The sequence below is a fragment of the Caulobacter radicis genome, assembly GCF_003094615.1.
In the GTDB taxonomy this organism is placed as follows: Bacteria; Pseudomonadota; Alphaproteobacteria; order Caulobacterales; family Caulobacteraceae; genus Caulobacter; species Caulobacter radicis.
Map to the genome: position 1 here is coordinate 60,583 of NZ_QDKO01000037.1, position 12,566 is coordinate 73,148.

The 12,566-nt window shown below is 69.4% G+C and carries 9 protein-coding genes; 6 read left to right on the forward strand and 3 right to left on the reverse strand.

What is annotated here, in order from left to right:
• Nucleotides 1–2: 2 nt before the first annotated feature.
• Nucleotides 3–1,070, reverse strand: a complete 1,068-nt coding sequence (gene rhaT / locus DDF62_RS20240) for an L-rhamnose/proton symporter RhaT (protein ID WP_244286888.1) — start codon at nt 1,068–1,070, stop codon at nt 3–5.
• Nucleotides 1,071–1,339: 269 nt separating this feature from the next.
• Here rhaT and DDF62_RS20245 point away from each other — a divergent pair, with 269 nt between their 5' ends.
• Nucleotides 1,340–4,132 carry a TonB-dependent receptor gene (locus tag DDF62_RS20245; RefSeq protein ID WP_116490774.1) on the forward strand — a complete coding sequence of 931 codons (2,793 nt, stop codon included), beginning with the start codon at nt 1,340–1,342 and terminating at the stop codon, nt 4,130–4,132.
• A 13-nt stretch (nt 4,133–4,145) separates the two neighbouring features.
• Here the strand turns inward: DDF62_RS20245 and DDF62_RS20250 are convergent, their stop codons facing one another.
• The gene (locus DDF62_RS20250; protein WP_116490775.1) at nt 4,146–5,042 is read right to left on the reverse strand and encodes a LysR family transcriptional regulator; all 897 of its coding nucleotides are present in this window, start codon (nt 5,040–5,042) and stop codon (nt 4,146–4,148) included.
• Nucleotides 5,043–5,138: 96 nt separating this feature from the next.
• Between DDF62_RS20250 and ilvD the strand changes: the two genes are divergently transcribed.
• Together ilvD and DDF62_RS20260 are read left to right on the forward strand one after the other, a co-directional pair.
• Nucleotides 5,139–6,995: a dihydroxy-acid dehydratase gene (gene ilvD / locus DDF62_RS20255; RefSeq protein ID WP_116490776.1), complete on the forward strand. Its 1,857-nt coding sequence runs from the start codon at nt 5,139–5,141 to the stop codon at nt 6,993–6,995.
• A 147-nt stretch (nt 6,996–7,142) separates the two neighbouring features.
• Nucleotides 7,143–8,459, forward strand: a complete 1,317-nt coding sequence (locus tag DDF62_RS20260; RefSeq protein WP_116490777.1) for an O-acetylhomoserine aminocarboxypropyltransferase/cysteine synthase family protein — start codon at nt 7,143–7,145, stop codon at nt 8,457–8,459.
• 48 nt (nt 8,460–8,507) lie between these two features.
• Here DDF62_RS20260 and DDF62_RS20265 read toward each other — a convergent pair whose 3' ends face one another.
• Entirely contained in the window at nt 8,508–9,725 is a 1,218-nt protein-coding gene (locus DDF62_RS20265; protein ID WP_116490778.1) for a dipeptidase, read from the reverse strand.
• 212 nt (nt 9,726–9,937) lie between these two features.
• Here DDF62_RS20265 and DDF62_RS20270 point away from each other — a divergent pair, with 212 nt between their 5' ends.
• The 3 genes from DDF62_RS20270 to DDF62_RS20280 all read left to right on the forward strand — a co-directional run bounded on the left by DDF62_RS20270 (nt 9,938) and on the right by DDF62_RS20280 (nt 12,510).
• Nucleotides 9,938–10,849 (forward strand): aldo/keto reductase, encoded by a 912-nt coding sequence (locus DDF62_RS20270; RefSeq protein WP_208866908.1) that lies wholly within the window; start codon nt 9,938–9,940, stop codon nt 10,847–10,849.
• An 85-nt stretch (nt 10,850–10,934) separates the two neighbouring features.
• On the forward strand, nt 10,935–11,480 hold the full coding sequence (locus tag DDF62_RS20275; protein WP_165832318.1) for an RNA polymerase sigma factor: 546 nt from the start codon (nt 10,935–10,937) through the stop codon (nt 11,478–11,480).
• A 58-nt stretch (nt 11,481–11,538) separates the two neighbouring features.
• Complete coding sequence (locus DDF62_RS20280) at nt 11,539–12,510, forward strand: FecR family protein (protein WP_165832319.1); 972 nt, start codon at nt 11,539–11,541, stop codon at nt 12,508–12,510.
• The last annotated feature ends 56 nt before the right edge of the window (nt 12,511–12,566 follow it).

Genomic DNA, 12,566 nt, shown 5'->3' on the forward strand with positions numbered 1-12,566 from the left:
CCTTACGCCCCCAGCATGTTGCCGTAGCCGATGACCACGGTGGCGCCGACCAGCAGGGCCACGCCGGCCCAGACCATGTTGCGCACGGCCGGACGAGCGTCCTTCCACTCCTTGAAGGCGAAGCCCCACAGGGTGCCGAAGATGATGATGCTGGCCATGTGCAGGGTCCAGCTGGAGAAGCCGAACTTGCCCATCTGGCTTTCGCCCATGGTGTAGAAGAAGAACTGGAAGTACCAGGCCACGCCCGCCAGGGCGCTGAGCAGGTAGTTGGCCAGCAGCGGCGGCTTGTCGGCGGATTCCTTGCCGCTGGAGGCGCGGCCGATCCACTGGCCGGCGCTGCGGTTCTTGGCGATCAGGAAGGCGCACCAGACGCCGTTGGTGATCAGGCCGCCGAACATGACGAGGCACAGCACCGGCAGGCCGGTCCACAGCGGGCCGGTGCCGGCGGCGGCCGAGATGTCCTTGATCGGTTCGCCCGCGGCCAGGCCGAAGGCGAAGCAGGCCGACATGATCCCCGAGAAGATCGCGACGGCCAGGCCCTTCCTGAAGTCGAACTCGGCGACGGCCGCGCGCTTTGCCTCGGGCGACAGGTCGCCGTCCTTCTTGGCGCCGGCCCAGGCCACGACGACGATGCCGGCCACGGTCATCAGGAGGCCCAGCAGGATGATCCGGCCGGAGGTCGAGCTCAGCAGGGCGTCGGCGAAGGTCCCACGCACCAGCGGCGGGATCAGCGTGCCGAACACGGTGCACAGGCCCAGCACCACGGCCATGCCCAAGGACAGGCCCAGATAGCGCATTGTCAGGCCGTAGGTCAGGCCGCCGAAGCCCCACAGCACGCCGAACAGGATGCACAGGCCGGCGATGTGCGGCGGGACCTGGCCCATCACGCCCAGCAGGTCGCGGGTCTGGAGGGAAGCGAAGAACCAGGGCGCCAAGAGCCAGGAGAACACGCCCCCGGTCAGCCAGTAGATCTCCCACGACCAGCGCCGCACGCCGCGGAAGGGCACGTAGAAGCTGGCCGAGGCCAGGCCGCCCAGCCAATGGAAGAAAACGCCCAAAAGCGGATTCATTGGCGTCAACTCCCATATATCAGAACGATTTTCTAATTATTGGGATCATCGCGACCGGGCGGGACTTTGTCAACGAACCGGGCCGAGCGTCGCCGCAAGGACACGGTGGCGGGCATTTCTTCCGTGAAACACTGTGTGGCGCTCGACATGCGCATGATTTCGCGGTTATCGTCCCGATTATAGGGAATTAATCCCATAATATGAAATTTGTCGACCTTGGCGTCATCCGATGGCCCTGAGCAACGACAAGTCGCAACTGGAGAGGAAACATGAAGACCACCATCAGCGCGCACCTGCGCTCCAGCGCCTCGCGCCTCGCCGTCGCGGCCGTCCTGCTTTCGGCGCCCGCCATCGCCTATGCCCAGGCCGCGCCCGCCGCCGGCCAGACCGTCGAGCCCGACGCCGTCGAGGAGATCGTCGTCACCGGCATCCGCGCCTCGCTGCGCAGCGCCATGGACGTCAAGCGCAACTCGCTGCAGGTGGTCGACACCATCTCGGCCGAGGACATCGGCGACTTCCCCGACAAGAACCTCTCCGAAGCGCTGCAACGGGTGACGGGCGTGCAGATCAGCCGCCAGGACGGCGAAGGCCGGGGCGTCAGCATCCGCGGCGCCGATCCCAGCCTCAACCGCGTCGAGATCAACGGCTCGTCGGCCCTGTCGCTGACGGTGGGCGGCGGCGACCGCGCGGTCGACTTCCGTGACATCCCGGTCGAGTTCGTCTCGCGCCTCGACGTGGTCAAGTCGCCGACCGCCGACATGGCCGAAGGCGGCATCGGCGGCACCGTGCGGGTCATCACCCGCCGCCCGTTCGACAGCAAGAAGCCCTTCGTCGCCGGTTCGGTGCAGGGCGTCTATTCGAACCTGGCCAAGGAATACGATCCCAAGCTCGCCCTGATCGGCAGCCGCACCTTCTTCGACGACACGGTCGGCGTCCTGCTGTCGGGCACCTGGGAGAACCGCCACCTCAACAGCAACAACGCCCGCACCACCGGCTGGATTCGCCGGGCGGCCACGGCCACCGGCGCCGGCGCGACCCCGGGCCGCAGCACCGACGTCAACGGCGACGGCACGCTGGACTGGATCCCCGAGATCCCGCGCCTGATCATCGACCGCCGCGAGACCGAGCGCAAAGCGCTGAGCGGCGTGCTGGAATGGCGTCCGAACGACAGCTTCAAGGCCTATCTCGACGCCACCTACGCCACCGCCAAGGAAGAGGTGAACAGTTCCTTCCTGCAACTGGGCGCCTCGGGCGGCCTGATCGACTACAGCAAGACCACGCTGGGCGCCGACAACACGGTCAACCACATCGAGCTGACCAGCAGCGCGGCCTTCCCGATGGATCTGGCCTATCGCAACATCCTGGGCGACCTCGAGCGCACCCAGTACACCACGGCCCTGGGCGGCGAGTGGAAGGTCGGCCAGTGGGTCTTCGACGCCCGCCTCGACTACTCCAACGCCGAGGTCCAGAACAACGAGATCAACTCGACCGCCACGGTGTTCGGCGTGCCGCGCGCCGTCGTCGACTACACCGGCGGCCAGCGCGCCCCGAACTTCTCGTTCCCGGGCCTGGACGTCACCACCGGCCAGGGCGTCAACCGGATCGATGCGCTGTTCAACCCGCGCAACAACACCTCCGAAGAGACCGCCCAGCAGTTCAACATCACCTACAAGCCGAACATTCCCTGGCTGACCTCGATCAAGGCCGGCGCCCAGGCCCGCCAGTTCGAGACCGACCAGATCCTCTACCAGCGCACCACGCGCCTGACCTGCCGTGGCGACGCCAGCAGCGGCGCGATCATCGCCGTGGCTGCGCCGTGCTCGACCCTCGAGTCGATCGTCAACATCAACTCGGTGGTCAACAGCATCCCGTTCTTCAAGACCGGCGACCTGGGCTATTCGGGCGGCATCCGCCAGTGGAACGACAACACCATGGCCACCTACGCCGCCACCCTGGCGACGGCGGGCCTGGTCAACGACGTCTACGCGGTCAACCCGAACGCCAACACCGCCCAGACGGCCGGCGGCCCCGGCAGCTTCCAGGCCTTCCTCGACACCTGGTCGGTCGAGGAGAAGACCAAGAGCGGCTACGTCCAGGCCAATTTCGACTTCTCCGAACTGCCGGTCCGCGTCAGCGGCTCGGTCGGCGTGCGCGTGGTCGACACCCAGACCACCTCGACGGGCTACAACCGCGTCCAGAGCGGCAGCACGGTGAACTTCGTCCAGGCCTCGCAGGACGGCGGCTACACCAAGACCCTGCCGTCGCTGAACCTGCGCTTCGAGCTGATCCCCAATACGCTGATCGGCCGCGCCGCCGCCAGCAAGGTGATGGCCCGCGCCGCGCCGGCCCAACTGGCCCTGCGCCGCAGCATCGACGTCGTCGGCCTGACCGGCTCGCGCGGCAACCCGGACCTGCAGCCGTTCGAGGCCAACGCCTATGACGCGGGCCTGGAGTGGTACTTCGCCAAGGACAGCTTCATCTCGGCGACCTATTTCCGGAAGGAAATCTCGTCCTTCATCATCAACCAGGCCTCGGCCGAGGTGATCGACGGCACGACCTACAACATCACCCGTCCGGTCAATGGCACTGATGCGGTGACGATCAACGGCCTGGAAATCGGCGGGCAGTACGCCTTCGACTTCCTGCCCGCGCCGTTCGACGGCTTTGGGGTGCTGGCCAACTACACCTACCAGAAGGACAAGGGCTTCAAGGGCACGAACCTGCTGACCGGCGAGATCCTGCCGTTCCCGGGCCTGTCGCGTAAGAGCTACAACGTCTCGCTCTACTACGAGAACGACAAGTTCAGCGCTCGCGCCTCCTACAACTGGCGCGACCAGTGGCTGATCACGGCCGCCGGCCGCGGCAGCCTGCCGGAGTTCAACGAGGCCTACGGCTCGCTGGACGCCTCGGCCAGCTACAACATCAACGACAACTTCACGGTCTTCCTCGAGGGCGTGAACCTGACCGACGAAGTGCGGATCGAGAACAACAACGCCGTCCGCCGCATCGGCAACGAGACCTTCGGGTCGCGGGTCTTCTTCGGCGTCCGCGCGAAGTTCTAGGGACTACGGCAGGTCAGCCCGGCTCGGTCAGCTTCAGGAAGTTGGCCAGGGTCGGGCTGATCTCGCCCTTGCGCCAGGCCAGGCCCGTCTCCAGCTCGGGGGCGGTCCCGGCCAGCGGCACATAGGTGACGCCCGTGCGCGCCAGGTTGCGCAGCGAGGCGGGAACGAGCGCGACGCCCAGCCCGCTCGACACCAGGCTGATGATCGTCTGCATCTGGATGGCTTCCTGGGCGATGCGCGCTTCGCCGCCCAGCGCGCGGTAGTGGCCGGTCACCAGGTCGTGGAAGTTGGGCGCCACGTGCTTGGGAAACAGGATCAGCGGCGAGCCCAGAAGCTCCTCTGCCGACAGCACCGCGTCGCTGGCGATGCGGCCCTCGTCGATCCAGGCGCTGGGCACGGCCGCCACCAGCGGTTCGCGCAGCAGCCGGCGATAGGCGAGGGCGGCGGGCAGGGGCTGGTCGGTCGGTGGGATGATGATGCCCGCGTGCCGCTCGCCCTCGACCAGCGCCGGCAGCTGCACGTCGCTGGTCGCCTCGAACAGCCGGATTTCCACCTCCGGATAGGCCTGGGAGTAGCGCCGCACCAGCGAGGGCAGGACGCTGTAGTCGGCGGTGCTGACGAACGACAGCGCCAGATACCCGCTCTGGCCGTCCCGCATCCGCCGCGCCGCGGCCGGCAGGGCGTCCAGCGCCGCCAGCGCCTCCTGCACCTGCGGCAGCCACTGCTCGCCCAGCGCCGTCAGCCGCACATTGCGCTTTGTGCGCACGAACAACGCCGCGCCCAATTCCTTCTCCAGCGCCATGATCGACTGGCTCAGCGGCGGCTGGGTCATGCGCAGCCGCTCGGCGGCCCGGCCGAAGTGCAGGGTCTCGGCCACGGCGGCGAAGTGGCGGAACTGCCGGACGTCCATCTGATATCTCATGCGACCTAATGGTCGCCTTTTAATATATTTTGCTCGCGCGGTCAGCGGCGGTAATAACCCCACAGCCGACACTGAGATTTTCCCATGCCTCCCTATCGCTCACGCACCTCCACCCACGGCCGCAACATGGCCGGCGCCCGCGGCCTTTGGCGCGCCACCGGCATGAAGGACAGCGACTTCGGCAAGCCGATCATCGCTGTCGCCAACAGTTTCACCCAGTTCGTCCCGGGCCACGTGCACCTGAAGGACCTGGGCCAGCTGGTCGCGCGCGAGATCGAGGCGGCCGGGGGCGTGGCCAAGGAATTCAACACCATCGCCGTCGACGACGGCATCGCCATGGGCCACGGCGGCATGCTGTATTCGCTGCCCAGCCGCGAACTGATCGCCGACGCGGTCGAGTACATGGTCAACGCCCACTGCGCCGACGCGATCGTCTGCATCTCCAACTGCGACAAGATCACGCCCGGCATGCTGATGGCCGCCATGCGCCTCAACATCCCCGTCGTCTTCGTCTCGGGCGGGCCGATGGAGGCCGGCAAGGTGCAGATCAAGGGCGCGATCCGCTCGCTGGACCTGGTCGACGCCATGGTCGTCGCCGCCGACGACAAATATACCGACGAGGAAGTCGAGGCGATCGAGAAGGCCGCGTGCCCGACCTGCGGCTCGTGCTCGGGCATGTTCACCGCCAACTCGATGAACTGCCTGACCGAAGCGCTCGGCCTGTCGTTGCCCGGCAACGGCTCGGTCCTGGCCACCCACGCCGACCGCGAGGCGCTGTTCAAGGAGGCCGGCCGCCTGATCGTCGACCTGTGCCAGCGCTGGTACGAGCAGGAGGACGTCACGGCCCTGCCGCGCGGCATCGCCACGCGCGAGGCGTTCGAGAACGCCATGAGTCTGGACATCGCCATGGGCGGCTCGACCAACACCGTGCTGCACCTCCTGGCCGCCGCCAGCGAGGGCGGGGTCGAGTTCTCGATGGCCGACATCGACCGCCTGTCGCGCCGCGTGCCCTGCCTGTCGAAGGTCGCGCCGGCCAAGGCCGACGTGCACATGGAAGACGTCCACCGCGCCGGCGGCGTGCCGGCCATCCTGGGCGAGCTGGAGAAGGGCGGCCTGATCGACGCCAGCCAGCCGACCGTCCACGCCGCGACCATGGCCGAGGCCCTGGCCCGCTGGGACATCGGTCGCACCAACAGCGGCACGGCTCAGGAGTTCTTCCGCGCCGCCCCGGGCGGCAAGCCGACCCAGGTCGCCTTCAGCCAGGCCGCGCGCTGGGAAGAGCTGGACCTGGATCGCGAGAAGGGCGTCATCCGCTCGGTCGAGCACCCGTTCTCGAAGGACGGGGGCCTCGCCGTCCTGTTCGGCAACCTGGCTCCTGAGGGCTGCATCGTGAAGACGGCCGGGGTCGACGAGTCGATCCTGACCTTCCGCGGCACGGCGCGCGTGTTCGAAAGCCAGGAAGACGCCGTCAGCGGCATCCTGGGCGGCAAGGTCACGGCCGGCGAGGTCGTGGTGATCCGCTACGAAGGCCCCAAGGGCGGTCCGGGCATGCAGGAGATGCTGTACCCGACCACCTACCTGAAATCGAAGGGCCTGGGCGCGGCCTGCGCCCTGATCACCGACGGCCGCTTCTCGGGCGGCACGTCCGGCCTGTCGATCGGCCACGTCTCGCCCGAAGCCGGCGAGGGCGGCCTGATCGCCCTGGTCGAGACGGGCGACTCCATCCTGATCGATATCCCGGGCCGGGGCATCAACCTGGAAGTCTCCGACGTGGTGCTGGCGGAGCGTCACGCCGCCCAGTTGGCGCGCGGCAAGGACGCCTGGAAGCCCAAGGACCGCAAGCGCGAGGTCTCGCCGGCCCTGCGCGCCTACGCTGCCATGACGACCAACGCCGCCCGTGGCGCGGTGCGCGACGTCAGCCAGGTCGAGCGCCAGAACTAGGACAGGACGCGGCCGGGCTCGCCAGGGCTCGGCCGCGCAATCCTGGGGTGAGTTTTTCTGCCCGCGCGGCGAGAATATCGGTCGTGCGGAGGAGGGCGGGACGGGTCAGGTTTTCGACATCGACGTAGAAAGCTTCAGGAGAAGCCGATGTCCGACCGCAAGCTCCATCCCGAAACCCTGGCCCTGCACGCCGGCTGGCGGGCCGATCCGACGACCGGCGCGGTGGCCCCGCCGATCTACCAGACCACCTCGTACCAGTTCCAAAGCGCCGAGCACGCGGCCGACCTCTTCGCGCTGCGCCAGCTGGGGAATATCTACACCCGCATCGGCAACCCCACGATCGACATCCTGGAGCAGCGCCTGGCCGCGCTGGAGGGCGGGGCGGCGGCCCTGGCGGTGGCGTCGGGGCAGGCGGCCTCGGCCTTCGCCATCCAGAACCTGGCCCGGGCCGGCGACAACATCGTCAGCTCCACCGACCTCTATGGCGGCACCTGGAACCTCTTCGCCAACACCCTGCGCGACCAGGGGATCGAGGTCCGCTTCGTCGATCCGGAAGATCCCCAGGCCTTCGCCCGCGCCACCGACGAGCGCACCCGGGCCTACTACGCCGAGACCCTGCCTAATCCGAAGCTGACGGTCTTCCCCATCGCCGAGGTCGCCGCCATCGGCCGTGCGCATGGGATCCCGCTGATCGTCGACAACACCGCCGCCCCCTTGCTGGCTCGGCCGCTGGAGCACGGCGCGGCGATCGTCGTCTATTCGACCACCAAGTATATCGGCGGGCACGGCACCTCGATCGGCGGCGTCATCATCGATGGCGGCAATTTCGACTGGGAGGCCCATCCCGAACGCCAGCCGCTGCTCAACACCCCCGATCCCAGCTATCACGGCGCGGTCTGGGCGCAGGCGGCCAAGCCGCTGGGCCCCATCGCCTACATACTGCGGGCCCGCACGGTGCTGCTGCGCGACCTGGGCGCGGCGCTGTCGCCGTTCAACGCCTTCCAGATCCTGCAGGGGCTTGAGACCCTGCCGCTGCGCATCGCCCGCCACTCGCAGAACGCGCAGGGCGTGGTCGACTTCTTGGCGGGGCGCCCCGAGGTGATCCAGGTGATCTATCCCACCGCCCAGGAGGGCCTGCGCCGCGAGCGGGCCGACCGCTACCTGTCGGGCGGCTATGGCGGTCTGGTCGGCTTCGAGCTGGCTGGCGGACGCGAGACCGGCAAGCGCTTCATCGACGCGCTCAAGCTCTTCTACCACGTGGCCAATATCGGCGACGCGCGGAGCCTGGCCATCCATCCGGCCTCGACCACCCACTCCCAGCTCAGCGCCGAGGACCAGGCCGCGACCGGCGTTTCCGAAGGCTATGTGCGGCTGTCGGTCGGCCTGGAGCACATCGACGACATCCTGGCCGATCTCGACCAGGCCCTGGCCGCCTCGGCAGGGTTGCGCGTCGCGGCCGAGTGACGAAAAAGCCCGCCAGGTCAGAGGTCTGGCGGGCTTTCTTCATGCTGGTCAGCGCTTGGCGGTCTGCTCCACGGCGCGGAAGACGCGCAGGTAGTTGCCGCCCCACAGCTTGCCGATGTCGGCCTCGGAATAACCGCGGGCCACCAGCTCGGCGGTGACGTTGCCGGCCTCGCCCTCGTTGGCCCAGCCGACCACCCCGCCGCCGTGGTTGAAGTCCGACGACAGGCCCACGTGCTCGACCCCTACGCGCCCCACCGCGTAGTCGACGGAGTCGACCAGGTCCTTGACCGTCGCCTTGGGCAGCAGGGCGGTGACCGCGTGGCTGTAGTCCTTGCGCTTGTCGGGCGACAGCGCCTCGGTTCCGTCGGCGGCCCGCGTGAAGGCGGCCGGCAGGCCGTACTGGGCGCGCAGGGCGGCCACCTTCGGCCGCAGTTCGGGCGTCAGTCGCACCAGATAGGGGCCGAAGGCGACGACCTGCACGACCCCGCCCTTGGCGGCGATGGCGTCGAGTTCGGCGTCCGACAGGTTGCGCGGGTTGTCGACGATCCCCTGCACCCCCGAGTGGCTGGCCACCACCGGCGCGCGGCTGATCGCCAGCACCTGCTTCACGCCGTCGGGCGTCAGTTGCGAGACGTCGATGATCACGCCCAGGTCGTTGAGCCGGGCCACCGCCTGCTTGCCCAACGGCGACAGGCCGCCCCATTCGACCTTGGTCCCGCCGCTGGGGCGCGAGGAGTCGGCGAAGGCGTTGTTTCCGGCATGGACGAAGCCGAAGCTGCGCACGCCGCCGGCGTAATAGGCGTCGATCGGCTTAAGGTCCTCGCCGAACGGGTAGGCGTTGAGGAAGCCGACCACGATCGCCCGCTTGCCGGCCTTGGCGGCGGCCTCGACGTCGTCGGCCGTCAGGGCCAGCACGGCGCGGTCGGGGTGGCGCTCGGCGACGCCGCGGATGGCCGCCAGCTTGGCGTCGGCCTCCTTGCGGGCCTGGGCATAGCCGTCCGGCGTACGCGGCCCCTGCGCGACGAACACCGCCAGCACGGCCGCGTCGACCCCGCCGCGCTCCAGCTTGGGCAGGTCGACCTGGCCGTCGCCGTCGACGGCGGCCTCGTGCGCGCCCACGCCCAGGTCGGCGGGCACGTCCACGTGGCTGTCCAGCACCAGGGTGCGGGCGTGGACGGCGGCGGCGTCGAGCTTGGCGGCGAGCGCCGGAGCGGCGCTGGCCAGGGTCAGGGCGGCGGCCGTGGCCAGGAGGATGGGGCGAAGCATGGCGTCGTCTTTCTTGTCGTTGGTCGGGGAGGGCGCCTCGCCGCGCGCCGGGCCCCTCGGCGCGTTCGTGAAGGCGGCTCGACGCTAGCCGCCGCCGGGCCGCGCCGACCAACGCGGTGTTCTCATGCTGGATATTGCCGTCGGTAAAGCTTGCGCTCGAGGCCGCTCACCGGTCATCTCGGCGTCCTTTCCGAACCGAGAGTGCGCTTTCCATGCTCGACGACCGCAAGCCCCACGAAAACCGTCCGCTGGGCAAGAGCGGCCTTTCCGTGTCGCCGCTGGCCTGGGGCATGTGGCGCTTCAAGGGCGAATCCGTCGCTGACGCCCGCCACCTGGTCGAGACGGCGCTGGAGAGCGGCATCACCCTGCTCGACACCGCCGACATTTACGGCGCCGACACGCCCTACGGCTTCGGCTCGGCCGAGGTGCTGCTGGGCAAGGTGCTGCACGACGCCCCGCATCTGCGCGAGAAGTTCGTCCTGGCCTCCAAGGGCGGCATCGTCCTGGGCGTGCCCTACAACTCCAGCGCCGACTATCTGGTCGCCGCCTGCGAGGCCTCGCTGCAGCGCCTGGGCGTCGAGAAGATCGACCTCTACCAGATCCACCGCCCCGACGTTCTGGCTCACCCGGCCGAGGTGGCGGGGGCGCTGGTCAAGCTGCGCGAGCAGGGCAAGATCGACGCTATCGGCGTCTCCAACTATCTGCCCAGCCAGGTCGCGGCCTTGCAGGCGCACCTGCCGTTCCCGCTGGCCAGCATCCAGCCGGAGTTCTCGCCGCTGGCCATCGAGCCGCTATCGGACGGGGTGCTCGACCAGGCGCTCGAGCGCGACATGGCCGTGCTGGCCTGGTCGCCTCTGGGCGGCGGGCGCCTGACGGGCGAGGGGATCGACGATCGCGGCCGGGCGGTGATCGACGCGCTCGACGCCGTGGCCCGCCCGCAGCACGTCGACCGCGCCGCCGTCGCCCTGGCCTGGATCATGGCCCACCCGTCGCGGCCGATCCCGATCGTCGGCTCCCAGACGCCCGAGCGCATCAAGGCATCGGCCGACGCCCTGCACGTCCACATGACCCGGGCCCAGTGGTACGCCATCCTCACCGCCAGCCGGGGCGTTCCGCTGCCCTAGACCGAGCGGTCGCCTTTGACGGGCGGCGACGAGATCGCTAGATCATGGCGCGGTAATGAGAATCGTTCTCATTCGGGGTGGCGTGATGCGATCTGGCCAGAGGGGAACGGCTTCCGACCTGACCGGCCTGCTGGAGGCCCACTACGAGGATCTCCGCCGCTTCGCCGCCCGCAAGGCCCGCTCGGCCAGCCTCGCCGACGACGTGATGCAGGACGCCTGGCTCAAGCTGTCTGACCTGACCCGCGCGCCGGGCTTCGATGGCGCCGCCGTGCGCAATCCGCTCAGCTACCTGCGCCGGATCATCGCCAATCTCGTGGTCGACCGCCAGCGCCAGGCGGCCGCCCAGGCCCGGCGGATCTCGCCGGGCGAGCTGCCGCTGGACGCCGGCAGCGACGCGCCCTCGGCCTTCCAGGTGCTGGCCGGCCGCCAGGAGATCGCCATCGTCCAGGCCGCCATCGCCGAACTGCCCGACAAGTGCCGGCAGGTGATCCTGCTCTATCGCGGCCACGACCTGACCATGCAGCAGGTCGCCGATCGTCTGGGGATCTCGCCGCGCACGGTCGAAAACCATCTGGCCAAGGCCATGAGCCACTGCCGCCGCCGGCTGAAGGAAGCGCGCGGCGATGGATGAGACTAGGGGAAGCGCGGGCGCCGGTTCGTCCTGTCAATCGGGAGGACCAAAAGCCCACATGAGCGACAAGGACAAAAGCACGGGCGGGGACGAGGCGCTGTTCGACGCGGCGGCGCGACGGACGCTGCGCCTGCGCGATGGCGCCGACGCCGCCGAGCATGCCGCCTGGCTGGCCGCGGGGCCGGGCCGGGCCGAAGCCACGGCCGAGGCCGACCACATCCTCTCGCTCATCGGCGCGGCCACGGCGCCTGAAGTCAACGCGACGTTCCAGCCGCGACGACGGCGAGGCGCCCCTGCCGTCGCCGCTCCGCGCCGCCGGACGTGGAAGATCCCGGCGGCCGTCGCGGCTTGCCTGGTGCTGGCGCTGGGAACGGGCGTCGCGCTCGAGATCCTGGCGCCCGCCGATCCGAACCGTCTGGTCGCCCAAGTCGGCGAAGTGCGCCGGCAGGTGCTGGCCGACGGAAGCGCCGTGACGCTGAACACCGGCGCGGTGCTCGACGTCCGCTACGGGCCCGAAGGCCGCCACGTGCGGCTGGTCAAGGGCGAGGCGTTCTTCGACGTGGTTCACGATCCTTCGCGGCCGTTCGTGGTCGAGAGCCGGGCCGGCAGCGCCCGGGTGCTGGGCACGGCCTTCGACGTGCGCCTGGCGGGCGACAAGGCCCGGGTCAGCGTGCTGCGTGGCGCGGTGCGGGTCGAGCCGGCGCATGGCGGCGGGATGGCGGTGCTGCGGGCCGGGCAGGGCGCCTGGCTTGATGGCGCGGCGCCCAAGGCCCTGGCGCTGGAAGATCCGGCCGCCGTCGACGCCTGGAGGCAGGGGCGCCTCGTCGTCTATCACCGCCCGTTGGCCGAGGTGGTCGACGAGATCGGCCGCTACAGGCGCGGCAAGGTGTTCGTCCGTGGCCAGGCCCTGGCCGCCCGACCGGTGTCGGGGGTGTTCGACGTCGCGCGGCCCGACGCCGCCATCGACGCCCTGGCCGCTTCGCTGGACCTTCGTACGGCCCGCATGGGCGGCTTCGTCCTGCTCTACTGACCGGCTCGTAACGTCTCCGCAAAAAAATCGACGAGGTCGCTAGGGGATCTCGCTGC

What these genes read in the sequence shown, in the direction of transcription:
- DDF62_RS20250 (WP_116490775.1), bottom strand. Translation starts at nt 5,042, where the DNA reads ATGGACGTCCGGCAGTTCCGCCACTTCGCCGCCGTGGCCGAGACCCTG.
- DDF62_RS20270 (WP_208866908.1), top strand. Translation starts at nt 9,938, where the DNA reads ATGCTCGACGACCGCAAGCCCCACGAAAACCGTCCGCTGGGCAAGAGC.
- DDF62_RS20280 (WP_165832319.1), top strand. Translation starts at nt 11,539, where the DNA reads ATGAGCGACAAGGACAAAAGCACGGGCGGGGACGAGGCGCTGTTCGAC.
- DDF62_RS20245 (WP_116490774.1), top strand. Translation starts at nt 1,340, where the DNA reads ATGAAGACCACCATCAGCGCGCACCTGCGCTCCAGCGCCTCGCGCCTC.
- rhaT (WP_244286888.1), bottom strand. Translation starts at nt 1,070, where the DNA reads ATGAATCCGCTTTTGGGCGTTTTCTTCCATTGGCTGGGCGGCCTGGCC.
- ilvD (WP_116490776.1), top strand. Translation starts at nt 5,139, where the DNA reads ATGCCTCCCTATCGCTCACGCACCTCCACCCACGGCCGCAACATGGCC.
- DDF62_RS20265 (WP_116490778.1), bottom strand. Translation starts at nt 9,725, where the DNA reads ATGCTTCGCCCCATCCTCCTGGCCACGGCCGCCGCCCTGACCCTGGCC.
- DDF62_RS20275 (WP_165832318.1), top strand. Translation starts at nt 10,935, where the DNA reads ATGCGATCTGGCCAGAGGGGAACGGCTTCCGACCTGACCGGCCTGCTG.
- DDF62_RS20260 (WP_116490777.1), top strand. Translation starts at nt 7,143, where the DNA reads ATGTCCGACCGCAAGCTCCATCCCGAAACCCTGGCCCTGCACGCCGGC.